Origin of the sequence: Sinorhizobium sp. M4_45 (assembly GCF_002885915.1) — a bacterium.
Lineage (GTDB): Bacteria > Pseudomonadota > Alphaproteobacteria > Rhizobiales > Rhizobiaceae > Sinorhizobium > Sinorhizobium meliloti_A.
The window spans coordinates 85,573-109,841 of the sequence record NZ_NWVE01000008.1 but is presented as its reverse complement, the minus strand read 5'-3'; the positions used below and the strand labels follow the sequence as shown (position 1 = coordinate 109,841).

Below are 24,269 nucleotides of genomic sequence, written 5' to 3'. Positions count from 1 at the left end.
CCGAGGTTCATGCAAGCACCGTGTACGTCCTCGTTTGTCCAGAAGCAGTCGCACGACAGTTTCTGATCAGCGGCCGGGAGCGACCCTTCCCTCTCTTCCGCAGCAGACGCTGTGAACGGCTCGCTTGAGCCCATTGCGGACGCCCGACGATGGCGCTGAGCATTTCACCCGCAGACGGTCGAGGCGGTTGCCGGCATGATCCTCGTCGCGGTTGCCGTTCACGAGCTATTCGTGCGGTGACAAGTGCGGGCGCACCGCTTGACAGCCGTGGGCAAAGAGCGGAAAACACAGTCCATGGGGTTGCGATCACCCCACGAGGCGACAGCCGAAGAATCGCGTCCTTTTCAACCGGTCAGACGGAGGACGCGCCATGCCGTCACTTCTTGAAATTTCCCCCGACAAGCTCGCCCGCCTCATCGGTACCCCGAAATCCCCAGCTCTCATCGACGTGCGGATTGACGAGGATTTCAACGCCGACCCACGGCTGGTCCCCGGCTCGGTCCGGCGCGATTACCGTGAGGTGCAGCTCTGGAGTGATGAGCTTTACGGCCGGTCCGCCGTCGTCATCTGCCACCGCGGCAAAAAACTGAGCTACGGCGTAGCCGCCTGGCTCCGCCAGGCCGGCGTTTCGGCCGACGTGCTCGAGGGCGGCTTCGAGAGTTGGGCAAAGGCCGGACACCCGGCAGTTCCCGCCTCCAGCTTGCCCGAGAGGGATGGGCAAGGGCGCACCGTCTGGGTGACGCGCTCGCGTCCGAAGATCGACCGCATCGCCTGCCCATGGTTGATCCGCCGCTTTGTTGATCCAAATGCCGTGTTCCTGTTCGTCTCGCCGTCCGAGGTCGAAACGGTCGCCGAGCGTTTCAATGCCACGCCTTTCGACATCGACGCGCCGGTCCGCTGGAGCCACCGTGGCGAGCATTGCACCTTTGACGTCATGGTTCAGGAATTCGGGCTGGCAACGGAACCGCTGTTGCGGCTCGCAACAATCGTTCGGGCTGCCGACACGGCGCGGCTTGATCTTGCGCCGCAGGCGCCCGGCCTGTTAGCCGCCTCGCTTGGGCTGTCGCGCATGTATGCCGACGACAACGAACAGCTCGAGGCGGGTCTGCCGCTCTATGACGCGTTTTACCGCTGGTGCCGGGACGCGACCGACGAAACGCACAACTGGCCTTCTCCGAAAAAGGGAGCATGACCTTGTCCGACATCGCACGGAACGCCACGACTATGTCAGAGCCCCAAGCATTGAGGCATGGCATACCGTTCGGCGACGCACTTCGCGTCTGGGCGCGGATCGCGACCTTGAGCTTCGGCGGCCCCGCCGGGCAGATCGCGGTGATGCACCGTATCCTCGTCGACGAGAAGCGTTGGATCGGCGAGCACCGCTTCCTGCACGCGCTCAACTACTGCATGCTGCTGCCCGGCCCGGAAGCGCAGCAGCTTGCGGTCTATATTGGCTGGCTCCTGCACAGAACTGTCGGAGGACTCGTCGCCGGCATTCTGTTCGTTCTTCCGGGCTTCCTTTCAATTCTTGCTCTGAGCTACATCTACGCGGCCTTCGGCAATGTCACTGTCGTCGAGGGGCTGTTCTTCGGCCTGAAGGCGGCCGTGCTTGCGGTCGTTATTCATGCCGTCTTCCGGATTGGCAGCAGGGCGCTGAAAAACCGGCTGATGATCGGCATTGCGGCGGCCGCCTTCGTCACCATCTTCTTCTTCGGGGTGCCGTTCCCGCTGATCATTCTGGGCGCCGGCATCATCGGCTATATCGGTGGGCGCTCGGGGTCGCCGCTCTTCCGGATCGGCGGCGGCCACAAGGCGGGAACTGGACCAGTTCTCAAGGATGAAGACTCGCTTCTCGGAGAAGACATCCCTGCTCACGCGCGCCCCGACCTGGCCTGGTCACTACGAGTCTCGGCGGTTTTCCTCGCGCTGTGGCTGGTGCCGCTTGCCTTGCTTTTGATCTTTCTCGGGCCGGACAACGTCTTCACCAAGATCGGACTGTTCTTCAGCCAGATGGCGGTTGTGACCTTCGGAGGTGCCTATGCGGTGCTTGCCTATGTCGCCCAGGAAGCGGTTCAGCAATATGGTTGGCTGAAACCGGGCGAGATGCTCGACGGTCTCGGCATGGCCGAGACGACACCGGGGCCGTTGATCATGGTCACCCAGTTCGTCGGCTTCATGGGCGCCTATCGCGATCCTGGCTCGCTCAACCCGATGACTGCGGCGACGCTTGCGGCAGTGCTGACGACTTGGGTCACCTTTGTCCCCTGCTTCCTCTGGATCTTCCTCGGAGCACCCTTCATCGAGAGGCTGCGGAGCAATGTGGCGCTAACCGGCGCGATGTCGGCGATCACCGCCGCGGTCGTCGGTGTAATCCTTAATCTCGCGGTCTGGTTTGGTTTGCACACGCTGTTTGCCGAGGTGATCACGCGGAACATTGGAGGTCTCACGCTGGACGTTCCCGTACTGAGCTCCCTTGTTCTCCCTTCACTCGTTCTGACCATCACAGCCGCAACCGCAATATTCCGGTACAAGGCATCGATCATCGTCACGCTGCTCGCCTGCGCCTTGGCCGGTATGGTGTGGACGTTGGGCACGTAGGCCGCTTTGCGAAACAGAGAAATGCAACGGGGCTCCTCTATAAGGCAGCGACGTCTCAGTAGCGAGCTCTGGCTAGATGCCTGGCTTCTCGTTGGTCCCTCGCTGTCCGTGCCCGACAGGTTGAAGCCGAGACGCAGCTCGAAAGAAGGGACGTAAGTGTCAGGCATCCACCCGGGCACCTATCTGTTTGCTGCGCGTGCCTTGCGCGATTTCGGCGACGGCTTTGTCGTCATCCTCCTTCCGGTCTATCTGCTCCTCCTCGGCTTTTCCCCGCCGCAAGTCGGCATCATCGCGACCGCGTCCCTCTTTGGCTCGGCGCTCTTGACGATTGCCGTCGGGTTTCTCGGCGCGCGCCACGATGTCCGTTGGTTGCTGCTCGCCGCCGCGAGCCTGATGACGGCTGCAGGTGTCGCCATATCCCTGGCGCACGATTACTGGCCGCTGCTGGTGATCGCGTTCGCCGGGACTGTCAATCCGTCGGCCGGTAGCGTGAGTGTGTTCGTGCCACTGGAGCACGCGGCGCTCACCCGCGAAGTAAGCGATGCGGAGCGGACGAGGATGTTCGCGCGCTACAGCCTAGTGCCGCCGGTGCGCTTTCGGCCGCACTTCCGATTTCATCGCTGTCGTGGGGCTCGAACGATTGGCAGCCGTCAAGCTGATGTTCGTGCTCTACGCGCTAGTCGGGTTCGCCGCCGGCTTTCTTTATGCACGCATACCAAGGCGCATTGTCAGCCACGAAACCGTGGAGACCGCGGCGCTCGGCCCGTCACGCGCCATCGTCTTGAGGCTCGCGGCCCTGTTCAGCCTCGACGCCTTCGCCGAGGCTTCGTGGTCCAGTCGCTGCTCGCCCTCTGGCTGTTCGAGCGTTTCGATCTATCGCTCGCACAAGCTGGGGTATTTTTCTTCTGGTCGGGCGTGTTGTCGGCGTTGTCGTTTCCTGTCGCTGCATGGCTGTCGCGACGTATCGGTCTCATCAACACCATGGTACCCCCATACCGTCAAGCGTTGCCCTGATGCTGGCGACGTTCGCACCGACATTGCCGCTGGCGCTGGCCCTGCTACTGCTTCGGGCGGCGCTCTCGCAGATGGACGTGCCGACTCGCTCGTCCTATGTCATGGCCGTCGTCACGGAGTCGGAGCGGGCGGCGGCCGCGAGCTTCACATTCGTGCCATGCAGTCTCGCCGCCGCGGCGAGCCCAGCCCTTGCGGGCGCGCTGTTTGCAACATCCTACCGGTCTTGGCCGCTCGTCATCTGTGCTACGCTGAAAATAGTCTATGACCTGCTATTGCTGATGCAGTTCCGACACCTTAGGCCGCCGGAGGAAAGCTGAGAGTAGCGCTGTTGGCGCGCTGTTGCCGTTCAGCGCGTGTTCAAGCCATACATGAAACTGTGCCATTAAGAGATCACCGGTGGCTGGAACAACCATCGGCGTTATTCTTATCGCATTCGTGGGCATTTGCCTCCGCCGGGACTCTGCCGCGTCTGGTTCTATGACCGACCTGCTGGACACCAGCCGCCATCGACATGGTGCCGCCGGGCTGAGCGACTTGCTTATGGCGGACGGATCATCTGGGGCGGTTCGCGGGAGTAGCCCTACCGGCTACGATCCAGGTGTTCAGAGGCCTTCGGCTCAATCGTGGTCAGAAAGCCGGAATGATCCGTGTCGAGGTCAACATCGGTTTTGCCGGTCAACCTGCAATTCGGGCCTCATTCGGCAACTGCCGCTTTCCACCCATCACGGCCCGCCCTTAGCATTTGGTCGCCGAATGGCGGAAAGTCTGGGCAACCACCTCATTCGCCACCATCTCGTTTACGATATGAGCAGTCGTATACTTGCTGAGTGGGGGCGATCCAGCGATAGCTCGGCCTTCCAGGAATGATAGGAGCGAAGATCGTCGGCGACGATGCGGGTGGTCGCTCCGTATCCGGTTGACCGCCGATCAGGATGAAACGCGGTTGTACCACCTGCCATGCTCGATCAAATTTGATAGGGTGGTTCGCCGCGCGCGCGATCGATGATGCGCTGCTGACGCTCCGATATGATTTGCTGGCTCGCCTGCATGCGGACGGTCTCCTGCAAGATCTTCAGCCTGTCCTGCATTGCCTCGAAGGCACGGCGGTGCGGCGGCGGGACGCGATTGATGACGTCCGTCTCGCCGCGCAGGATGGCGTTGCGGCCAAAGCGTTCATCGAGCGCCCGGCTGACCGCGGCGAACTCTCGGGCGACGGCGGGAGCAAGCGCGCCGGCGGCCACGTCGAGCTTGCCGTCCTTCTTCTTCATCTCCGCTGCCAACCGCAGCAGCGCGTCTTCGGCTGCCTGTGACAATCCTGGAATGGCGACCGCCATGCGGCGTCGTTCTTCCGTGATGGCCTGGCGCTCCGAGTCGACGGCACTGACGTGAGCCGCGCCGAGCGAGCGCAAAAAGACGGACGCCTCGGATACGGCCCGCAAAGCCTCTTTCCGTTCGCGGCCGGAGGCGAGCATGCGGTCGATCAGGCGTTCCGAACCGCGCAGCGCACCATAGGCGGCTGGGTCATTAGCCACGGCCGCGACGATCCGCTCGGCCGCAAAACCCTTGACGATCAGCGCCTCTATTCTGTCGACGGCGCCGGCCGGATCGCGCCAGATGCGCTTGGCGATCTCGGCGAGCGCAGCGCGATTGTGACGATAGTGCGGGGCGGAAAGCGCGCGTTGGCCGGCCTCCTCGTCCACCGGCGTCCTGAATTCCGTCACGGCGGCGAGCATCGGCAGCACCGCTTTATCCTCTTTCCCGAACTCGACACTTGCACCGGCAACGATCTTCGAACGGTCCTTCCTCTCGGCAAGATGCTGTTCTTCAGCGAAGCGACGGACAACCTCGAAGAGCCGCGTCAGCTTCCCGCGCCGTTCATCGGTGAAATCGTCCGGCATGCGTTCGGCGATGTTGCGTTCGACAATCGCGTCGGCCTTCGGCGTGAAGGCGCTCCAGCCGAAGCGGGCGGTCAGCGCGTCGCTCACTGCCTTCACCTCCTGCACGAGCGAGCGATCCTCGGCGGCGAAGGCAAAGGCGCTCTTCCAGGCGTCGTAACCCCCTTGCTTGCGCACCGCCTCGATTTCGGCGAGGCGCGCCGTGGCCTGTTTCGACAGCGCCGGGACCGACAGGGACATATGGACGCGCCGCGTTTGCTCGCGCTCGCGGAACCGTGCGGCATTCCTGCGGAACTCGGTCGCATGGGCGCGGGCTAAGGGCAGCAATTCGTGGAGGGACACCATGGCGACGCCGCGCTCGTCGCGAGCCGCCCGGCCGTCAACCATGTGGTCCGACCCGCGAAGTCGGCCAAGCCGGTCCGGTGCTTTGCCGAGATCGTCGGCAAGCTTGCGGGGTTCGATGGCGGCGTCCGACGCCAGTGCATTAAGCGTCGATACCGCGCCATCAGGGTCGCGATAGATTTTCGCCAGCACCGGGCGCAGGATGGCCTCGCGCTCCTTCCAGCGTTCGGAGGAGGGCTGAGCAAGTCGTGCGTCCTCCTCGACACTGCGGAAGAATTTCGTGGTGGGCGGGATCAGATATTTCCCAACCAACGGGATTGGGGCCGAGAGAGATTCCGTCCGTTCCTCGCTGTAGGAAACGCGCCGTTGGCGCTCGATCGCAAATCCGAGCGCAACGCTCGCCCTCTCCCAGAGCTTGGACACCTGCGCCCTCTTTTCGATAAGCCAAGCCAGCCGCCGCGAAACGCCCTCCTCTATTTCCGCCGCGACCTCGGCGACCGTGTCGATGCCGCGCCGCCGCGCGAAGTCTTTTGCATGCGGCCAGTACCCGGCCTCGCTCTCGAAATCGAGCGTCGTCGTCTTGGCGCCGGATCGTCCGAGACGCTCGACAAGCTCACTGAACAGCTCCGGCCGGCGGCTCTCGCGCTCGATCCGCTCCCGGCGGGCGTCTGCGGTTTCGATCTGCCTGACGGTCCAGACATTGCGATCGACTTCCCGTTCCTCGAAACGCTTTCGGCCCGTCTCCTTATCGACGACGGGCACCCTGACCTTGACCTTCTCGACGCCGTCCTTTCGCAGCGTCACCGTATCGCCTTCAGCGACGCCCGCCGCCTCGAGCGCCTTCGGCAGGCTGACGCCCCAGAGCCGATGGACGGTTCCGTCGTCCGTCCGGATGTCGGCATAGGGACTTTCGTCCGCATCCTCGTCTGTGGGTCGCAACTTCGCCATCCCTTCTTCGACCAGTTCGCCGGTGACGCCGGCGGCATGATCGACGCGCGGCTTACGACTCCATTCCGGCCTCGCCTCGAAGTCCTCTGTCGCCGCATAGAGATCGGCGCGGTCGCGATGCCTGGTCATCGCCACATAGGTCAGATGCTGGTCCATCATGCCGGTGGCGAGCACAAAGGTTCGGTCGACGGTGGCGCCCTGCGATTTATGAATGGTCGTGGCATATCCATGATCGACGTTGCGATAGCTGTCCTTGCTGATGACGATGTCACCGCCGTTGTCGAGTCGGACCGACAGCAACGCATCGCCGCGTCTGTCGCCGGTGGAAACGACCGTGCCGAGCATGCCGTTCTTGACGTATTGCGGACCAAGACGCCGCGCGCGTGGCTCCACGAAACGGGCGTTCTCTAGGAAGATGATGCGGTCGCCGGCGGCAAATTCGCGCAAGCCTCGCGCCGTCTGGAACGCGCGCGCCCCTGTCAGCGCGCCCTTCTCCACCATCACGCTCCGCAGGGCCTCGTTCAGCTTCCGGACGTCGTCTTTGGTGTGGGCGAGTACCAGAAGCTCGTCGCCGCGAAGCCGAACTTCATTTCCGCCGGAGACAGAGTTCTCGAGCGCCTGTTCGCGCGCATCGGCCCAGTCGGCAACGATGCGGTCGACGATTTCGTCACGCGTTTCCGCCGCGACAATACGGCCATGCCGCGCATAGGCATCGAGGCCCTCTTCGATCTTACCGCGGGCGAACAGTCGGGAGGCATCGCGCGCCCACGCATCGCGCTGCCGCCGCACGCCGGCCAGTTCGGCAAAGCCGACGCGCTCTGAAATCGCCCGGAACGCGGCACCCGCCTGGATCGGCTGCAGCTGCATGGCGTCGCCGACCAGCACCGCTTTCGCGCCGGCGTCTTCCACCGCTTTCAGGACGCGCGCCATCTGCTGCGACGACACCATGCCGGCCTCGTCGATGACCAGCACGTCATCACGCTGGAGCAGATCGCGCCCGCTCGCCCAGGCCAGTTCCCAGGATGCCAGCGTGCGCGACCTGATGCCGGAACCGTCCTCCAGCCCCTCGGCCGCCTTGCCGGCAAGTGCTGCGCCGATCACCCGCCGGCCTTCACCTTCCCATGCGACGCGGGCCGCCGAAAGCAACGTCGACTTGCCGGCGCCGGCAAGACCAACGACGGCTGCGATGGCATTGTCGCGCGTGACGTAACGGACGGCATCGACCTGCTCCGCATCGAGTCGGAAGGACTTTTGCGGATTCTGCGTCTCGACCTTTTCGACCGCGGCCGCGACGGCATCATCTGAAATAGCAAAGCCCCGGCGCCTTGACAGCACCTCAGCCGACCGCGCCATGGCATATTCGAGGCGCAGCATCTCCCGCGTGGTGAACACCGCCGGCTGCTTCGCCTTGCCGGTCTCGGCATCGACCTGCTGCGGCTTCAGCAGCACCAGATCGTCGGACGCCATCAGCCGCGCCCGGATGTTGGCAAAGTCGACGGGATCGTCGACGTAGCGATGCAGCGCCTTGGCGATATCCTTTTCGTTGAAGGTGGAGCGTTCGTTGCCAAGCTGCTTTAACAGAAGCGCCGGATCGGCAAGCAGCCGGTCGGCCATCTCCTGCCGGCGTGCAAGATCGGCCGGCGCGAAATACATCTCGACGCCTTTGCGCGCGAGCGCCGCCTTCTCCGGCCCGAGATGTTTCTGTGCGATGCCGTCGAGGCCCTGCTCGGCATAAGAGCGGCCGTCGAGGCGGATCTCGTGGCCGGCAAGCACCAGATGCCGATTGGCGGTCTCCGCCCAGGCGATCTTCCAGGCCTTCATCGTTTCCTTGTCGCCGGCCCAGAGCTTGTAGACGATCTTGCCGTTCGGCCGCTCCGGCGTGGCGACGCGCAGCGGCTCGCCGTCCTCGCCAACCACCGGCACCTTCTTCGGCCCGAACCCTTCTTCGGTCAGTGGACGCAGCGGGATCATAAGATGGATGTGCGGATTGCCGTCTTTTTCATGATAAACCCAATCAGCCACCATTCCCTTCGACGTCAGATTGTCGCGGACAAATTCACGGACAAGTGAGATGTTCTCCGCCCGCGTCAGCTCCTCCGGCAGGGCGATAATCAGCTCACGCGCAAGCTGGGCGTCGACCCTCGTCTCGAAGGCATCCACCGCATTCCAGAGCGCCTCAATTGCCTTGCTGACCAATTGCCCGTTGATCGCAGTCTTCAGCCAGGCCGGGACATCGTCCGGCAACGCTAGTTCCTCATGCACCAGTTCCCGCGATCCGCCGCGATAACTAAAGGACGTCCCAGCCTGCTCGTCCATCATCCGGGTGCGATGGCGATAGGCGGCGGCCGAGACGATGCTGCGTCCCGCTCCCCTGCCGATCACCTGCGCTCTGACGAACATGATCGCCACGGCTGTCTCCGATCGTCCAAGCACGTCGCGCCAGCGACGTATATTGCGCCCTCAAACCGATCGGCCCGCCAGGGCCGATGCCGCCTTCTCGGTTGCAGGCTAGCCTATTTAACTATCGTATTCTAGATAGTATAATTCGCCCCGTGAAGATTGCTCGAACCCGGAAAGGACATCGGAATGGCCGCAAAATCATCGATCGCTGACATCGACGCCCAGATCGAGAAGCTACGCGAGCGCAGACGCGCGATGATCGCAAAGTCCGCCGAACGCTTTGCGCGCGCGGCAACGAAATCGGGGCTGGCGGAAATGGAGATCGCTGACGAGGAGGTCGATCGGATTTTCGAAGAGATCGCCGCGCGATTTCGTAAGGAGGAAAAGAAGGGGACTGCCAGCGTATCTACTTCGCCGCGTCGACCAGCAGCTGGCGGGACTGGAACGTCGGCGGAGGTTTCTCATGACAGCTGATCGCAAACGCGAGGCGCGTGAGAAGTTTTTACTCGGCGGCATCGTCGTCAGGGCGGGTCTCACGAAGGCCGACCGGGCGTTTCTGCTCGGCGGTCTACTCGAACTGGCGAGGCTTGATCCGGGCTCATCGGAGCATCGGCGGTTGCGCGATATCGGCGAGGAAGCGTTCAAGGCACCGGCGCTTGACGGTCATTCGACGCGGATCCCGGAGGCCACCGAATGACCGTGCGAGCAAAACCGCATCCGAGCCTGTTGCTCGTCCTGGTGCCTATCGCAGTAACGGCTGTCGCCGTCTATGTGGTCGGCTGGCGCTGGCCAACACTCGCCGGCGGCCTATCCGGGAAAGCGGAATATTGGTTCCTACGCGCTTCTCCTGTGCCGGCGCTTCTGTTCGGACCACTGGCAGGACTGTTGAGCGTCTGGGCGCTGCCATTGCACCGGCGAAGGCCGGTCGCGATGGCGAGCCTCGTCTGCTTTCTGGCGGTCGCCGGTTTTTACGCGCTGCGGGAGTTCGGCCGGCTCGCACCGTCGGTGGAGAGCAGAGTGGTGACATGGGACCGTGCCCTTTCCTATCTCGATATGGTCGCCGTTTTCAGTGCAATCGCTGGCTTCGTGGCGGCGGCGGTGGCCGCGCGCATTTCCACCGTCGTGCCCGAGCCGGTGAAGCGCGCCAAGCGCGGCACCTTCGGCGACGCGGACTGGCTGCCAATGTCGGCCGCCGGAAAGTTGTTTTCGCCGGGGGGCGAGATCGTTGTCGGTGAGCGCTACCGAGTCGACAAGGATATCGTTCATGGACTGCCCTTCGATCCAAATGATCGCAGTACTTGGGGACAGGGGGGCAAAGCCCCTTTGCTCACTTACAAGCAGGACTTCGACTCCACCCATATGCTCTTCTTCGCCGGGTCAGGTGGCTACAAAACGACGAGCAACGTTGTTCCGACGGCGCTGCGCTATACCGGACCACTGATCTGCCTCGACCCGTCGACCGAGGTCGCGCCGATGGTAGTCGAGCACCGAAGCCGCGTCCTTGGACGCGAGGTGATGGTGCTCGATCCAACGAACCCGACTATGGGATTTAATGTGCTCGACGGGATCGAGGCGTCGAAGAGACAAGAAGAGGATATTGTCGGCCTTGCGCATATGCTGCTGTCGGAAAGCGCTCGCTTCGAAAGCTCGAGCGGCGCCTACTTCCAGAACCAGGCGCACAATCTACTGACAGGCTTGCTTGCCCACGTCATACTCTCGCCGGACTTTGAAGGGCGGCGCAACTTACGCAGTCTCCGGCAAATCGTCTCGGAGCCTGAGCCCTCGGTGCTCGCCATGCTGCGCGACGTTCAGGAGCACTCGCACTCTGCCTTCATCCGCGAAACGCTCGGCGTCTTCACCAACATGACCGAGCAGACGTTCAGCGGCGTCTATTCGACCGCCTCGAAAGACACGCAGTGGCTGTCGCTCGACAGTTATGCCGCGCTCGTCTGCGGCAGCGCCTTCAAGTCGAGCGACATCGTTACAGCCAAGAAGGACGTGTTTCTGAATATTCCGGCAACGATCCTGCGCTCCTATCCAGGAATCGGCCGCGTCATCATCGGCTCGCTGATCAATGCCATGGTCCAGGCCGATGGTGCCTTCCAGCGCCGGGCACTCTTCATGCTCGATGAGGTCGATCTCCTCGGCTACATGCGCGTCCTCGAGGAGGCACGCGACCGCGGCCGCAAGTACGGCATCAGCATGATGCTGATGTACCAATCCCTGGGGCAGTTGGAGCGGCATTTCGGGAGGGATGGCGCGACGTCATGGATTGATGGCTGCGCCTTGGCCTCCTATGCCGCGATCAAGGCGTTCGACACGGCGCGCAATGTCTCGGCGCAATGCGGTGAGATGACGGTGGAGGTGAAGGGAAGCTCCCGCAATATCGGCTGGGATACGAAGAACGCCGCCTCGCGCAAATCAGAGAGCGTCAATTACCAGCGGCGACCGCTGATCATGCCGCACGAAATCACCCACTCGATGCGAAAGGACGAACAGATCATCATCGTCCAGGGGCACAGCCCGATCCGCTGCGGGCGCGCGATCTACTTCCGGCGAAAGGACATGAAGGAGGCGGCGAAGGCAAACCGCTTCGTCAAGCCGATCCCGTGATGGGCCGCCAACATGACGCCGGGAAAAAATCTCTATCGCTCGGTGCGGCAATACAGGGCGAACGGGCCCTCCGCGCCTGGCGGCGTGAACCAGTCTAGAAAGAGTGTATGGCCGAAGGAGTGAGCCCGGGCACTGTTAGACCAAACGCCCAAAAGGGCATGCCGTTGGCCGCGTCGGGATGGGCATGGACGACAATCGACATTGGCACACGACGATCGCCGTAAGCATCATGAAACCTGTGCCGGGGGGAACATGCAAAGGGTATAGAAGGCGAAATACCACGCGCTGTAAACCGCCGCCCTGAGGACGCCGAAGGCAATCGCGTACGGAGGGCTGACGATGAATCGAAGCGCGCGAAAAGCTCCGCTTCGGCTCATCGCGCCGGTTTCGCGTTAAGCGTTTTGAGGCTCTGTTGACATGACGGGCTCCTCGGTATTCGCTAGCCCAGATCGAAGCAACAAAATGGTCATACTGTTCGCACACCCAAGGGCAAGCGAGGAAGTCCTCTTGCGATAATGCGGCCGATCCGGGTCGCAACATCGAGCGAGAGGCGGGCGTGACCGCAGGCGGAGACCGCTTGCGGGACCGGTGAGCGAAGAGAATAGCAACCCGTCGGCCGTCGGCTGGCTCGCCCGAACAACGATCTCCAGTCTCGACGATCGATCACGAAAATGAATCGGTGTGGGCCGATCGATTCCTATGTGTCGTTGGACTCAAAAGCCGGAACGGGCGTTTCTTCCGTCATGCTCACTCAGCCCTATCCGCTCTACATCGAACGCACGGATGCGACGAAAACCGTGGCGCGCTTCTACACGCTCCCGATCGAACCGACGCTGACCGGCACGCCCTGCCTGACACGGCGTTGGAGCGCATCGGGCCATGGTGCATCACTTCGACAAGGAAGAGGGTGCTGTGCACATGATCATCGATCTGCTGCGGACCAGACAGGCGCGCGGCTAAAGACCGAAAACACGCGTTCGACGTGAACACATTGCCTGGGGTTTCCCGCAGCGAGCGCGCCCTGATCGTCGCCGGTGATCATTGGTAAAGCGGAGCTTCGGCCGACGCGTCGGTCGTTTCGCGTGTCGGCCCAGGCGGGAAGGCAAACGCCGCCCTCAGAAGGGCGGCGCGGGGTCGAAGGTGCCCTCCTGTTCGGCGGTCGCCGCCAGTTCGGCCTGAGCCAATTCCAGCTCGGCTTCGATCTGGCGGCGCTCGGCGGCGTCCGCGTTCCTGAGCTCGGCGCGCAGTTCTTCAACCTGAATTTCTGTTGCAATCGTCATCGTCGTCTTCTCCTTGGATAATGTGAAGATGACGCCACGGGGTCGAGAGGATCGGGCCGGGTCAAGGATCGCGTCAGCGACCGCCGGAGGCGGCGAGCGGAGGAACCGATTTTCTGGCGGTGCCCTCAAGGCAGCGGCTGAAAATTGGAGGGGCCGCGAAGGCCTTGAGGCGGCGCGCGCCCTCATGGCAGACTTGGCTATTTGATCAGACAAGCTTTCGCCTCGTGTGGCAGGGGAGAGGAGCAAAAGCGGGTTCGATGCCCGCTTTTGTTCCCGGTGCTGCGTTTAACGATCAAACCGAGTAACGGCGAAGTCGGCCCCGATTTCTCGGGGCCGCTCGCTTGGCTCGTCAGTCCGGATTGTTCCAGAGGATCACCTTCTTGCTCGGATCGCCGCCGGGTGCCTGTGCGAGGTTGCCGAAGATCACGCCGATCTCGGGAGCCTCCAGCTTCACTGAGAGGTATTCCTCGCCGGTCTGGCGGGCGACGCGGTTCCAGCCCGCGCCGATTTCGAAGCCGGTCTTGCGGTTGATGACGCGGTAATCGGGGGCTTCTTCGCTCGACTTGCTTGCGTTCGGGACGATGGCGATCGGGGCGTTGACCCGGATGGTGGCGAAGACGCCTTCGAGGATGCCATCGGTCTTCTGCGTCAGGGTTGCGATCGTGGTGGCCATGATTCTGTCTCCTTCAGTTGCTCGGGACCATTCCCGATGTCGCACGAAGAGACGGCCGACCTGCTGCGGTCAGCTCGGTCGAAAATTTTGCCAAATTCTATTTTCCGCCAGGCGAAAGAACCGAAATCGAATTTTGCAAAAATTTCGGACGAGTCTTACCCCTTTAGGGGTTGGCCGCAAAAGCAGGCGGTCGTCTATACGAGCGACACAAAACGGGAATGGTTCGGGGGCAACTGAAGGACGCGACAAACCATTATGGCTGTCCGGTCCACGCCGCGGGAGATCGGCCGCGCATCCGTTGATACGTTGGTCCGCGTGCCGGTCAACGCCATGCCCTCGCCCTCTCTCAGCTACTGCAGGCGGGTGAGCACGTCGCTAACGATATTACCCCTTAAGTTGATCCGAGAGTTAGACGCGGCGAATGTATCGCCGCCTGCAGCCGGCGCGGCAACACCTGATGAAGCCGTTCGCGTGAGCGATATGTGATCGTCCCCCACTCCCCCCCGCGCCCGGCAATCTGCGCTGTTGGTGTTCTCCAGGCACATCGCGGCACGCGCCCCATCCGAGCGATCGGACCCGGCTTAGTAGCGGAACCAGGCCCGGCGGTGATCACGAGACAAAAGGAACCCAGCAAGTCGCGAACGGAATGCCATAAAGCGCGACATTCTGATCCTGGGAAACGAAATGCGCTCCCTCCGCCAAGGCCTGCCCCGACGATGCGGTTCGTGTCGGCCAAGGCCGTCAATGAGCAAGCCGCCGCCGTGTTGGCCAGCGTCCGGGAGCGTTTGATCCGCAACCGCACCCAACTCGCCAGTGCGATCCGCGGGTACACCGCTGATTCGGCATTTCCGTCGTCAAGGAGCTGGCGCACATTCCCCTGCTGCTTGAACGGATACAGTCCGACGAGACCGTGCCTGAGCTGGCGCGGGAAGTGTTCGCGAGCCAGGCGGCGGGATACGCCCAGGTGGAAGAAAAGATTGGAGACGTGGATGCCAGACTCATGGCATGGCAGCGAGCCGACGAACACAGCAAACGTCTCAATACTGTTGCGGACCGGCGCTGCTGCACTGAGTCGTCCGGGCGAGCTAGCCCGGATAGACTAAGCGCCAACCCCTCCCAACTCACGTAAAATCGGCGTGCTGGAATTTGAGGGGGATCATTCTAGTTAGACAGCGCTCCTTGAACGCTAAGTGCTTCGAGTACGGCGAGACGGAGTGGGCCCGTCGGCGAGCCCGGTTGCGCTAATGTCTTGCCGAGGTAGGCCATCGCCTTTTGTCGGTGCGGCCCAGATTTCTCAGATCGCCTCGACCGCTTTCTGCCGCGTCACTTTGGGCGTTTTCATGCGGTATGCGACCTCATGCGCCCGTTCTGAGACGAGCTCGCGGTCACGGCCTTTCTCCTTCGGATTATCTGCATGAGCCGCACGAGCTCATCGATGTCGTGTGCGTGCCAATGAAGATGGCACGAGCATAAGGGCGCTTGTCGTAGAGGCGGTGCGCTGACCGGCAGCAAGACCCTTATTGCTGGTCGGACCCGAGCACATCGAGGAGCCAGACGAGACCTACGTCCATGAGCGCCGACTTCGGCACGACCGCCTGGATGTTTGACGCGCCAAGATCCAGCGGCAGCTTTGCGGTGCCGACGGCAAAGCGCGCCGCATGCATCTCGACAAACCTCTTGGGCAGGACGCAGACGAGCTCAGTCTTGGTGAGGAGGTCGAGTGCCAGCAGGAAGTTCGGGACGGCCAGGGCCACGCGGCGGGAAAGGCCGCGGCTTGCGAGCAGTTCGTCAACGACGCCCGAGGGATCGCCTCGCGGTGCTACGAGCAGGTGCTGCATGCGGCAATAGTTTTCGAGCGTAGGTTTCTTCGAAAAGGGATGGCCGCTGCGCGCCGCGACCACGAACTCCTCCTCGTAAAGCCTTTGCGCGGCGAAGCGGGCGGGCAGTTCGTAGAAAGGCGCGATCGCTATATCGATCAGCCGCCCGTCGAGATCGGAAAACGCCGTCTCCATCTGCATGTGCCGCACGACGAGATCAATGCTTGGCGCCTTGCGGGCGATTTCGTCAAGCAGCGGCGGCAGGAACACCGAGAAGCCATCGGACGTGCCAATTGTGAATCGGCGGCGTGAGCGCGCCGGCTCGAAAGGTTCAGCGGTGGAGATGACGCTTCGCACCCGCGCGAGAATATCGCCGATCGGCGCCGCCAGTTCCCTGGCGCGCTCGGTCGGTACCACGCCCTTCGGGGTCTTCAGGAACAGCGGATCGTTGAGCAGCCGCCGCAAGCGGCCGAGACCGTGGCTGACGGCGGAAGCGGAAAGGTTCAGCCTTTCAGCGGCGCGGCCGACATTCCGCTCCTCAAGCACCGTCTCGAAGAGCACCAGCAGGTTAAGGTCCGCGCGCGAGAGATCAATCTCATTCAGCATAATGATGAAATCATATCACTTCATTCAGCATGAGCAAATGCCTAGTTTTTTCGAGGTCATGGAGGCCACACGGTCTTCCGACACCCAAACGGAGGAACAGATGAGCGATTTCATCGGGTACATAGAAGCCCTGGCGCTGCGCAGCTTGCAGCGCGCAGAGGCGCAATTCCGCGCGCCGGCGGCTGCCGATCCGGCCTTCAACACACGGCTGCGCCAGGCGCTTGCCGGGGAGGATGAGGCGGCGGCCGTCATCTCCTTCTGGCGGGAGGCGGGACCTGCGCGATGGTTTGCCAAGGAGCCCGAATTCGACCGCGCCTTTTGCGAGCGCTTCATCGCTGCCCATGAGGCTGCGGCGCGCGGCGCGCTTCTGAACTGGACAACTTCGCCGGAGAAGACGCTGGCGCTCCTTCTTCTCCTCGACCAGTTCCCGCGCAACGGCTTTCGCGGCACGGCTCGCATGTATCAGACCGACTCTCTGGCGCTCGGCATCGCACGCGCCGCGGTGAACGCAGGTTATGATCTCAGAGGGCCGGCCGACCTGCAGCTCTTCTTCTATCTTCCCTTTGGCCATTCGGAGGACCTCGTTGACCAGGAGCGATCGGTCGAGCTTGCCGGACGCCTCGGCGAACCGAGTCTTTCCCACGCCAAGGGTCACCGCGACATCATCCACCGCTTCGGCCGCTTTCCGCACCGGAACGGGATCCTAGCGCGGACGATGAAGGAGGAGGAGCAGCGATTTCTAAATGAGGGTGGCTTTGCGGGGTGAGGGACGCTCTGCGAGGAACGTCCCTGCGGTGGCAGATGGAGGTCACTTCCGGGGTAAAGGATCATGCCACCGTGATACAGGACGCCGTCGATGAATTCCCCGTCGGCCGTGAAGCCCGTGTCGTCCCAGAGTCGACGTAATTGCCGCGATTTCATGGCGCCCTCGATAGGCGCTTTCGCGCTTTCCGCCGCTTCGTTGTAGCGACCACCCGGCAGCAGCTCATACCGCACGTGGCCATCGGCCGCGACCCATGTGCCTACATAGGTTGGTCGTGTTGCCCCTGCGTAGATGCCTTCGAGGCGATGACGAGCGGGACGATAGCGGCAACGAGTGCGAGAGTCCGGCAATAATTCATCGCGAGGGCTCGACAACCCGGCGCGCGCTGCGGCCTTGCTTAGATGCCCAGAATGCCAGTAACTACGCTGGAACCCTGGTCGCGCCGCCGATCACGCATTCATCCTCACGGAATGGATTTGTTGTGCATTTGTGGGTGATCAGCCGCCGCAACCGCTTTCGAGACAAGTTCTTGGACCAGCCATCGGTCTTCGCCTTTTGATACATAACTGCATTGTTTCGTGACGTACACATGCGAATCCACCTCCTGCTGTGTGCTGCCGCGCGCGACAATTCAGCCATCCGCAGGCTCCAAGGCCCCTGCCCTTTACAAAGGGGCAAAGAGCGTCCATCGGCGCTCACGGACCTTTAGATTGTACGGATATTCGTTTACCCTGAACTTCAACTGGGTGGCAGTGTCGATGCGCATCGCACGTCCTTCAGATCTGCATTTTGGTGGCAAGTTCAGCTTGACCCTCTGGCGAAATGTTGACGACGTATCGCGTATTTCGAACCTCAGCTGCTGGCCGTCTCCGCGACGTGGTTGATCACCTTGCCGCTGAGGGGAAAGCAGCAATTCCGCAGTGGCATTCAGGCAAGCGAATGGTGATGAATGAGGTGGGTTAGGGTACTTGCCGGCGTTGCCGTCGCGGCGGTGCTCGGTGCCGGGGCCGTGACCCTTCTTGGCATGCCTGCCGGCGTTTCGAGCGAGACGATTCAGCGATCGGTGACGAGAACACCCGACCTTTTGCAACGGGCCTGGTCGCTACCGGTCGCGTGGACCTTTCAACATCAAGTCGTCTGGCAGTCCAATGCCTCGCGATGTGGCCCGGCGAGTATCGCCAATACATTTCGTTCGATCGGCGAAGAAGAAACGACGGAAGCGGCTGTGCTCGATGATACCGGATATTGCTGGACAGGCTTCTGTGTCATCGGACTGACGTTGGACGAACTCGCGGAGCTTACACGTTTAAAGACCAGACGCAGCGTGACGGTGCTCCGCGACCTGACCGCAGACGAGTTTCGGGAACACATGAAGCGGTCAAACGATCCAAGTCGTCGCTACATCATCAACTTCAATCGAGAAGGCATTTTCGCCGCCGGCAGTGGCCATCACTCACCGATTGGAGGGTATCTCGAAGAAGAAGACATGGTTTTCGTTCTGGACGTCAATGAACGATACAAGCCTTGGCTTGTCGAACGCGAACGCCTATTCAAAGCCATGGACACGTTTGATGGCGACCGCAAGCGCGGTCTGCTTTTGATCCAGTAGTGTCAGCCAGAAGCCCGGCGAACGTCTGTGCACAGAGCGGAACATCGCAGAAATCGCGGCTACGCCCGCGCAGGAACGGCCTCCATGACGCTTTGCGCTGTCTTTCGAACGCAAAAGATCGACCCTAAAACGAGGCCGAAGAGATCAGGCGGCTGAAGAAGGAGTTGGCTCGCGTCACCATCCAAGTGCGAAGCTTGACGCACACTCCGTGTCGAGATTTGCCCCCGGTGCATTGGTCAGCGCGAAACCTGCGCTACGGTCAGATGCTTAGGCAGAGGTATTTAATCTCCAAATAGTCATCAATGCCATACTTGGAGCCCTCGCGGCCCTGGCCGGACTGCTTGATGCCGCCGAAGGGGGCCGCCTCGGTGGAGATCAGGCCGGTGTTGATGCCGACCATGCCGTATTCCAGCGCCTCCGCTACGCGGAAGATCTTGCTCATATCCTTCGAGTAGAAGTAGGACGCCAGGCCAAACTCGGTATTGCTGGCCGCTTCAATGACCTCCTCCTCTGTCTCGAATTTGAAGAGCGGCGCAACAGGTCCAAAAGTTTCCTCGCGAGCGATCTTCATGTCGATGGTGACACCCGTCAGCACGGTTGGCTCGAAAAACAGACCGCCTCGGGCATTGCCGCCGAGAACCACTTCCGCGCCCTTTGCCACCGCGTCGCCTATATGTTCCTCGACCTTGGCGAGCGCCTTTTCCGAGATCAGTGGACCGGCGTCGATTCCCGGCTCAAACCCGTCGCCGATCTTCATCTCCCGCACCTTGGCCGCGAGCTTCGTGGCAAAGGCGTCATAGACCCCGGCCTGCACGAACAGCCGATTGGCGCAGACGCAGGTCTGGCCGTTATTGCGGTACTTGGAGATCATGGCCCCTTCGACCGCCGCGTCGAGATCGGCGTCATCGAAGACGATAAAGGGGGCATTGCCGCCGAGTTCCAGACCCAGCTTCATGATCTGGTCGGCGCCCTGGCGCATCAGGATCTTGCCGACATTGGTGGAACCGGTGAAGGTCAGCTTGCGCACCTTGTCGTTCGCACACATTTCCTGGCCAACACTGGCCGAGTCGGTCGACAGGACGACGTTGAAGAGTCCCGCCGGCAGGCCGGCGCGCTCCGACAAGACCGCGATCGCCAGCGCCGAAAGCGGCGTTTCCGCCGCCGGCTTTGAGACCATGGCGCAACCGGCTGCGAGCGCCGGCGACATCTTGCGGGCGAGCATCGCGTTCGGAAAATTCCATGGAGTGATCGCGGCAACGACCCCGACCGGTTGCTTGATCACGATGATGCGCTTGTCTGGCTGGTGTCCCGGAATGGTGTCGCCATAGACGCGCTTTGCTTCCTCGCCGAACCATTCGACGTAGGACGCCCCGTAAAGGATTTCGCCCCTCGCCTCCGCGAGCGGCTTGCCCATTTCCATGGTCAAGATGGTAGCAAGGTCGTCGGCATTGGCAACCATCAGGTCGTAGAGGTTGCGCAGCACCGCGGCGCGTTCCTTGCCGGTCTTTTTCGCCCATGCCTTTTGCGCTGCGTGCGCCGCATCGATGGCATGCGCGGTTTCGGCCCGGCCCATGTCGGGCAATGTCGCGATAGCCTCGCCTGTCGCTGGATTGGTGACGTCGAATGTCTTGCCGCTGTCGCTTCTCGCGAGCCACTCGGCGCCCACCAGCCCCTTGTCAACGGCAAGGCTGGTATCCTTCAGTTTGACGAGCAGGGTTTCCGAAATCGTCATTCGCAGGCCTCCTGGCGCAAACGTGCGCGTCTTGCTCCCGAAGAGCCAGATTTGTGTCGTCCCGATGCCGCGTCGGCTACCGTCATTGACCGAAGACGTGCGCCGATCCGGCATCGAACCTCAACCAAACGGCATCGCCGCGAGCGAGGCCCGAGATCGCCTCGTGACCGAACGGAAGGCGGACAGACAGATCGTTGCCCTTGTTGGTCTTTGTTGCGACGTGCACGTTGTTGCCGAGGAAGGTGATATCGCTAACCGTGGCGGGCAACCCGGTGTCCGATCGCGTTTTAGACAGGAGCAGGCGTTCCGGCCTCAGCATGAGGGAGGCTTTGCCTCCGGAGGAGGCAGTTCCATGCAGGGGAACGTTGGCGACTCTCATTGTGTCACAGATAGCGACCTCTGCCCGGCCGTTCGCCGTGGAGACCACATTGCAGGGCAGGAAATCGCTGTCTCCGATGAACTCGGCGACGAACCGCGTGGCGGGATTGGCGTAGAGCTCCGGCCCGGTACCGATCTGGTCGATCACGCCCTTCGAAAAAACGGCGATCCGATCGGAAAGGCGAAGCGCTTCCTCCTGGTCGTGCGTAACGTAGAGGATGGTCACTTCCGTCTGCTGGTGAATCCGGCGGATCTCGTGCTGGATCTCCTCGCGTAGCTTCTTGTCGAGTGCCGAGAGCGGCTCGTCCATCAACAACACAGGTGGGTCATATGCGAGTGCGCGCGCCAATGCAACCCGCTGCTGCTGCCCACCGGACATCTGCGCGGGCTTGCGGTCCTCGAAGCCTTCGAGCCGCACGAGCTTCAGCATCTCGCGCACCTTGGCGTCGATCTCCGCCTTCGGCAGGCGGCGGACCTTCAGCGGAAAGGCGATGTTCTCGCCGACGGACAAGTGGGGGAACAGCGTATAACGCTGGAATACCATGCCGATGTTGCGCTTGTGAGAGGGCGTCGATAGCAGAGTCTGCCCGTTGAGAAGGATGTCGCCGCGCGTCGGGTTCTCAAAGCCGGCGAGAATATAGAGCGTGGTGCTCTTGCCCGATCCCGAGGGGCCGAGAAATGTCAGGAACTCGCCCTGCGCGACATCGAGATTGACGTCTTGCACGGCGGTCACCGGCCCGTACTCTTTGCGAATACCCCGGATTTGCAGAAAAGGTTTGCTCATGATTTCAGTCCTTTGCGAACGAGAGCGACGAGCACCATCAAAAGCACGGTCAAGAGAATGAGAAGTGTGGAAGCCGCGGCAACGACCGGTGTCAGATCCTGCCGCAGCGTCGCCCAAATTTTCACGGGGAGCGTCTGGAGCGTCGGGCTCGACATGAAGATTGCAACGACCACTTCGTCCCAGGAGGTGAGGAAGGAGAAGATCGCTGCAGAGAAGATGCCGTGGCTGATGGCCGGCAGCGTCACCCGGAGCTTGGCTTCGAGCGGAGACGCGCCGCACAACACGGCGGCATCCTCGATCGATTTGTCGAAGCCTTCGAGCGCATTGGTGATCGACAGGATCGAGAAGGGAAGCGCCAGCACCAGATGGGAGATGACGAAGCCAGTTAGGGTCCCGTTGAGTCCGATCTGCAGGAAAAATGCGTAGAGCGCGACCGCAAGTACCACGACCGGCAAGATCATCGGCGTCAGGAACAGCGCCTTCAAGGCTTCTCGGAGCGGGAAACGCCCGCGGGTTAGGCCGAACGAGGTCACGAGCCCTAGCAGAACCGAGAGGACAGTGACAATGATTGCGATCTGGAAGCTCGTCCAGGCGGACTCGAGCCAACGCGGATCGGCGAGAAGCTCCTGATACCATTTGAGCGTCCAGCCGGGCGGCGGAAAGATCAGCCATTGCGACGATCCGAAGGACAGCGCCGCGATGAACAGGATCGGCAGAAGCAGAAATGCCGTAGTCAGCAGCGTGATGCCGAGGAGAACGAGCTTCCACCAGCCGAGGCGATCGAAGTTCAAAAGCATCTCAGCGCCCTCCCATCCGATCGGTGCCGAAGAAGCGGAGCTGGACGGCATAAAGTGCGAGCGTGACGACCAGCAGCACAAGGGCTGCGGCACCACCCATGCCCCAATTGACGAGAGACTGGACGAACTGCGCAATGAGTTCGGCGAGCATCATGTTCGCGGTACCGCCGAGCAGCGCCGGCGTGACGAAGTAGCCGAGCGACATGACGAAGACCATGAGCGCTCCCGCCGCCATGCCCGGCATCGCCAGCGGCAAGAGCACGCGGACGAGCGATTGCCAGCGGTTGGCGCCACAAAGTGCGGCCGCCTGCAGGATGGCCGGGTCGATCTTCCGAATGACGCCATAGAGCGGCAGGATGATGAAGGGCAGCATGATGTAGGTCATGCCGATCGTCACACCGGTCAGATTGTTGACGAGCGGCAGCGGCTTGTCGATGAGCCCCATCCCGATCAGCAGCTTGTTGATGACACCGGTGCGCTGCAGTAGCACCATCCAGGCATAGGTGCGTGCCAGCAGATTGGTCCACATGGACAGGAGCAGAATGGCGAAGACGATCGAAGCGACGCGGCTGGGCATGATGGCGAGCGCCCAAGCGACCGGAAAACCGATCAGCAGTGAGACAAACGTCACCAGGCCGGATACGATGAAGGTGTTTACAAATATGCGCAAATAGGTCGAAGAGCCCAGCAGTTCGACGTAGTTGCCGAGGCCCGGCATTGGTTCCGTGACGCTGCGCATCAGCAGGATGGCGACCGGCAGCACGAAGAACAGGATCAGCAGGCCGAGCGCCGGCAAAGTCAGATCAAAGTCGCTCGGCCGCCGGGCGCGTACGGGCGCAAACGGTCTCCCGCTCTCGGTTTCGGTCTGCGTAACCATCGTCGTCTTTCCTCCCATTAAGAGGGCAATGCGCCGTCACGGGACAGCACGCAGCCCTCTGACCGCCGGAGCACCGGAAGAACGCCACAGCCGTCCTCCCAGTGGTTCCCGGTGGTTATTTCGCCTGCCAGGCGTACCAGCGCTCACCAATCGCATCGCGGTTTTCTGCCCAGTAGTTCATGTCGGCGTTAACCTGGCTCGCCGTCTGCGCGTCCGGCAGCGTTTTGGCCACTTCCGGGTCCATCACTTTTGGGGAATCCAGATTGATGGGCGCGTAGCCGGTTAAACTGGCGAGTTCAGCTTGAGCCTCGGCCGATGTTGCAAGTGCAATGAACTTCATCGCCGCTTCCTTATTCTTCGCTCCCTTCGGCACGACGAGTGAATCGGCGGCCGTGATGTTCTGCTCCCAGGAGGTTTCGGTATTGATGCCACTTTGGGCTAGTGCGGTCATGCGACCGTTCCAGAGGCTGCCGAAGGGTGCCTCAGCAGAGGCAAGGAGTTGCTGCGACTGTGCGCCGCCGGACCACCAGATGATGTCGCCCTTGATAGTGTCGAGCTTTTTGAAGGCGCGGTCGAGATCGAGCGGATAGAGTTTGTCGGCCGGCACGCCGTCCGCGAGAAGCGCTGCTTCAATGACGCCAGGCGCCGACCACTTGTAGAAGGTGCGCTTGCCGGGGAACTTTTCCGTATCGAAAAGGTCGGCCCACGTCTTTGGGCAGGCATCGACCACGTCCTTGTTGCAGCCAATGACGAAAGAATAATAGAAACTGCCGACCGAGTAGTCGGTGACGAAACGCGGGTCGAGTTTCGATTTGTCGATAACTGAGAAGTCGAGCTTTTCGAGCAGACCTTTCTTGCCGGCCTGCGCGGCGTAGTCGCCCTCGACGTCGACTACGTCCCAGGTGACGGCATTCGCCTCGACCATGGCCTTGAGCTTGCCGTAGTCGGTCGGCCCGTCCTGCAGCACGTTGATGCCGGTTTTCTCCGCGAACTTGTCAGCCCAAGCAGCCTTCTGCGCGTCCTGTGTCGTGCCGCCCCAGCTTGAAAAAACGAGATCGGCGGCGGATGCCGGCGCGGATGTTGCCATGGCGGCGGCGACGATCGTTAAAGCGAATATCCTCTTCATGTTCCCTTGCTCCGTTG

Annotated in this window: 18 protein-coding genes and 3 pseudogenes; 9 read left to right on the top strand and 12 right to left on the bottom strand. The window is 61.9% G+C overall.

Annotated features, from left to right (window positions below):
• Nucleotides 1-370 precede the first annotated feature (370 nt).
• From CN933_RS21410 to CN933_RS21400, 3 genes and pseudogenes are all read left to right on the top strand, one after another.
• Nucleotides 371-1,192 carry a chromate resistance protein ChrB domain-containing protein gene (locus CN933_RS21410; protein ID WP_102762288.1) on the top strand — a complete coding sequence of 274 codons (822 nt, stop codon included), beginning with the start codon at nt 371-373 and terminating at the stop codon, nt 1,190-1,192.
• A complete protein-coding gene (gene chrA, locus CN933_RS21405) occupies nt 1,189-2,598 on the top strand; it encodes a chromate efflux transporter (RefSeq protein ID WP_180980769.1) in 1,410 nt (469 codons plus the stop codon). Before CN933_RS21410 ends, chrA begins: the two co-directional genes overlap by 4 nt.
• Nucleotides 2,599-2,754: 156 nt before the next feature.
• A pseudogene (locus tag CN933_RS21400) lies at nt 2,755-3,929 on the top strand (MFS transporter).
• Between the two features lie 648 nt (nt 3,930-4,577).
• Here CN933_RS21400 and traA read toward each other — a convergent pair.
• Nucleotides 4,578-9,206: a Ti-type conjugative transfer relaxase TraA gene (gene traA / locus CN933_RS21395; protein WP_102762287.1), complete on the bottom strand. Its 4,629-nt coding sequence runs from the start codon at nt 9,204-9,206 to the stop codon at nt 4,578-4,580.
• Between the two features lie 177 nt (nt 9,207-9,383).
• On the opposite strand from traA, the gene CN933_RS21390 reads away from it, so the two are divergent.
• The 4 genes from CN933_RS21390 (at nt 9,384) to CN933_RS21370 (ending at nt 12,796) form a co-directional block, all read left to right on the top strand.
• Nucleotides 9,384-9,671, top strand: a complete 288-nt coding sequence (locus tag CN933_RS21390) for a TraC family protein (RefSeq protein ID WP_018097209.1) — start codon at nt 9,384-9,386, stop codon at nt 9,669-9,671.
• Nucleotides 9,661-9,894 (top strand): conjugal transfer protein TraD, encoded by a 234-nt coding sequence (locus tag CN933_RS21385; protein WP_018097210.1) that lies wholly within the window; start codon nt 9,661-9,663, stop codon nt 9,892-9,894. The genes CN933_RS21390 and CN933_RS21385 overlap by 11 nt, the downstream gene beginning before the upstream one ends.
• Nucleotides 9,891-11,810 (top strand): Ti-type conjugative transfer system protein TraG, encoded by a 1,920-nt coding sequence (gene traG / locus CN933_RS21380; RefSeq protein ID WP_018097211.1) that lies wholly within the window; start codon nt 9,891-9,893, stop codon nt 11,808-11,810. The genes CN933_RS21385 and traG overlap by 4 nt, the downstream gene beginning before the upstream one ends.
• A gap of 671 nt (nt 11,811-12,481) precedes the next feature.
• Nucleotides 12,482-12,796: a WGR domain-containing protein gene (locus CN933_RS21370; protein WP_498324088.1), complete on the top strand. Its 315-nt coding sequence runs from the start codon at nt 12,482-12,484 to the stop codon at nt 12,794-12,796.
• Between the two features lie 129 nt (nt 12,797-12,925).
• Here the strand turns inward: CN933_RS21370 and CN933_RS31580 are convergent, their stop codons facing one another.
• The 5 genes and pseudogenes from CN933_RS31580 to CN933_RS21340 all read right to left on the bottom strand — a co-directional run bounded on the left by CN933_RS31580 (nt 12,926) and on the right by CN933_RS21340 (nt 16,186).
• On the bottom strand, nt 12,926-13,090 hold the full coding sequence (locus tag CN933_RS31580) for a hypothetical protein (RefSeq protein ID WP_164866870.1): 165 nt from the start codon (nt 13,088-13,090) through the stop codon (nt 12,926-12,928).
• Between the two features lie 349 nt (nt 13,091-13,439).
• Nucleotides 13,440-13,763 carry a DUF736 domain-containing protein gene (locus tag CN933_RS21365; protein WP_018097213.1) on the bottom strand — a complete coding sequence of 108 codons (324 nt, stop codon included), beginning with the start codon at nt 13,761-13,763 and terminating at the stop codon, nt 13,440-13,442.
• A gap of 609 nt (nt 13,764-14,372) precedes the next feature.
• Nucleotides 14,373-14,471, bottom strand: a pseudogene (locus tag CN933_RS31940) (type II toxin-antitoxin system VapC family toxin); the annotation flags it as partial.
• 546 nt (nt 14,472-15,017) lie between these two features.
• A pseudogene (locus CN933_RS31935) lies at nt 15,018-15,177 on the bottom strand (DUF3606 domain-containing protein); the annotation flags it as partial.
• Nucleotides 15,178-15,280: 103 nt separating this feature from the next.
• Complete coding sequence (locus CN933_RS21340) at nt 15,281-16,186, bottom strand: LysR family transcriptional regulator (protein ID WP_018097214.1); 906 nt, start codon at nt 16,184-16,186, stop codon at nt 15,281-15,283.
• 100 nt (nt 16,187-16,286) lie between these two features.
• Between CN933_RS21340 and CN933_RS21335 the strand changes: the two genes are divergently transcribed.
• Nucleotides 16,287-16,952 (top strand): DUF924 family protein, encoded by a 666-nt coding sequence (locus CN933_RS21335; protein WP_018097215.1) that lies wholly within the window; start codon nt 16,287-16,289, stop codon nt 16,950-16,952.
• Here CN933_RS21335 and CN933_RS21330 read toward each other — a convergent pair.
• On the bottom strand, nt 16,838-17,299 hold the full coding sequence (locus CN933_RS21330; RefSeq protein WP_522954417.1) for an Atu4866 domain-containing protein: 462 nt from the start codon (nt 17,297-17,299) through the stop codon (nt 16,838-16,840). The two genes, CN933_RS21335 and CN933_RS21330, sit on opposite strands and share 115 nt — an antisense overlap.
• A gap of 599 nt (nt 17,300-17,898) precedes the next feature.
• Between CN933_RS21330 and CN933_RS21325 the strand changes: the two genes are divergently transcribed.
• Nucleotides 17,899-18,558 carry a phytochelatin synthase family protein gene (locus tag CN933_RS21325; RefSeq protein WP_018097216.1) on the top strand — a complete coding sequence of 220 codons (660 nt, stop codon included), beginning with the start codon at nt 17,899-17,901 and terminating at the stop codon, nt 18,556-18,558.
• A 259-nt stretch (nt 18,559-18,817) separates the two neighbouring features.
• On the opposite strand, the gene CN933_RS21320 is transcribed toward CN933_RS21325, so the two are convergent.
• The 5 genes from CN933_RS21320 to CN933_RS21300 form a co-directional block, all read right to left on the bottom strand.
• Nucleotides 18,818-20,290: an NAD-dependent succinate-semialdehyde dehydrogenase gene (locus tag CN933_RS21320; RefSeq protein ID WP_018097217.1), complete on the bottom strand. Its 1,473-nt coding sequence runs from the start codon at nt 20,288-20,290 to the stop codon at nt 18,818-18,820.
• An 82-nt stretch (nt 20,291-20,372) separates the two neighbouring features.
• Nucleotides 20,373-21,452, bottom strand: a complete 1,080-nt coding sequence (locus CN933_RS21315) for an ABC transporter ATP-binding protein (protein ID WP_018097218.1) — start codon at nt 21,450-21,452, stop codon at nt 20,373-20,375.
• Nucleotides 21,449-22,249: an ABC transporter permease gene (locus tag CN933_RS21310; protein WP_102762286.1), complete on the bottom strand. Its 801-nt coding sequence runs from the start codon at nt 22,247-22,249 to the stop codon at nt 21,449-21,451. Before CN933_RS21310 ends, CN933_RS21315 begins: the two co-directional genes overlap by 4 nt.
• A gap of 1 nt (nt 22,250) precedes the next feature.
• Nucleotides 22,251-23,126, bottom strand: a complete 876-nt coding sequence (locus tag CN933_RS21305) for an ABC transporter permease (RefSeq protein ID WP_102762285.1) — start codon at nt 23,124-23,126, stop codon at nt 22,251-22,253.
• Between the two features lie 115 nt (nt 23,127-23,241).
• On the bottom strand, nt 23,242-24,252 hold the full coding sequence (locus CN933_RS21300; RefSeq protein WP_102762284.1) for a polyamine ABC transporter substrate-binding protein: 1,011 nt from the start codon (nt 24,250-24,252) through the stop codon (nt 23,242-23,244).
• Nucleotides 24,253-24,269 lie beyond the last annotated feature (17 nt).

Bases quoted from the DNA above. Each gene is read 5' to 3' on its own strand.
- CN933_RS21410 (WP_102762288.1), top strand. From the start codon at position 371: ATGCCGTCACTTCTTGAAATTTCCCCCGACAAGCTCGCCCGCCTCATC.
- chrA (WP_180980769.1), top strand. From the start codon at position 1,189: ATGACCTTGTCCGACATCGCACGGAACGCCACGACTATGTCAGAGCCC.
- CN933_RS21390 (WP_018097209.1), top strand. From the start codon at position 9,384: ATGGCCGCAAAATCATCGATCGCTGACATCGACGCCCAGATCGAGAAG.
- CN933_RS21385 (WP_018097210.1), top strand. From the start codon at position 9,661: ATGACAGCTGATCGCAAACGCGAGGCGCGTGAGAAGTTTTTACTCGGC.
- traG (WP_018097211.1), top strand. From the start codon at position 9,891: ATGACCGTGCGAGCAAAACCGCATCCGAGCCTGTTGCTCGTCCTGGTG.
- CN933_RS21370 (WP_498324088.1), top strand. From the start codon at position 12,482: ATGAATCGGTGTGGGCCGATCGATTCCTATGTGTCGTTGGACTCAAAA.
- CN933_RS31580 (WP_164866870.1), bottom strand. From the start codon at position 13,090: ATGACGATTGCAACAGAAATTCAGGTTGAAGAACTGCGCGCCGAGCTC.
- CN933_RS21365 (WP_018097213.1), bottom strand. From the start codon at position 13,763: ATGGCCACCACGATCGCAACCCTGACGCAGAAGACCGATGGCATCCTC.
- CN933_RS21340 (WP_018097214.1), bottom strand. From the start codon at position 16,186: ATGCTGAATGAGATTGATCTCTCGCGCGCGGACCTTAACCTGCTGGTG.
- CN933_RS21335 (WP_018097215.1), top strand. From the start codon at position 16,287: ATGAGCGATTTCATCGGGTACATAGAAGCCCTGGCGCTGCGCAGCTTG.
- CN933_RS21325 (WP_018097216.1), top strand. From the start codon at position 17,899: ATGAGGTGGGTTAGGGTACTTGCCGGCGTTGCCGTCGCGGCGGTGCTC.
- CN933_RS21320 (WP_018097217.1), bottom strand. From the start codon at position 20,290: ATGACGATTTCGGAAACCCTGCTCGTCAAACTGAAGGATACCAGCCTT.
- CN933_RS21315 (WP_018097218.1), bottom strand. From the start codon at position 21,452: ATGAGCAAACCTTTTCTGCAAATCCGGGGTATTCGCAAAGAGTACGGG.
- CN933_RS21310 (WP_102762286.1), bottom strand. From the start codon at position 22,249: ATGCTTTTGAACTTCGATCGCCTCGGCTGGTGGAAGCTCGTTCTCCTC.
- CN933_RS21305 (WP_102762285.1), bottom strand. From the start codon at position 23,126: ATGGTTACGCAGACCGAAACCGAGAGCGGGAGACCGTTTGCGCCCGTA.
- CN933_RS21300 (WP_102762284.1), bottom strand. From the start codon at position 24,252: ATGAAGAGGATATTCGCTTTAACGATCGTCGCCGCCGCCATGGCAACA.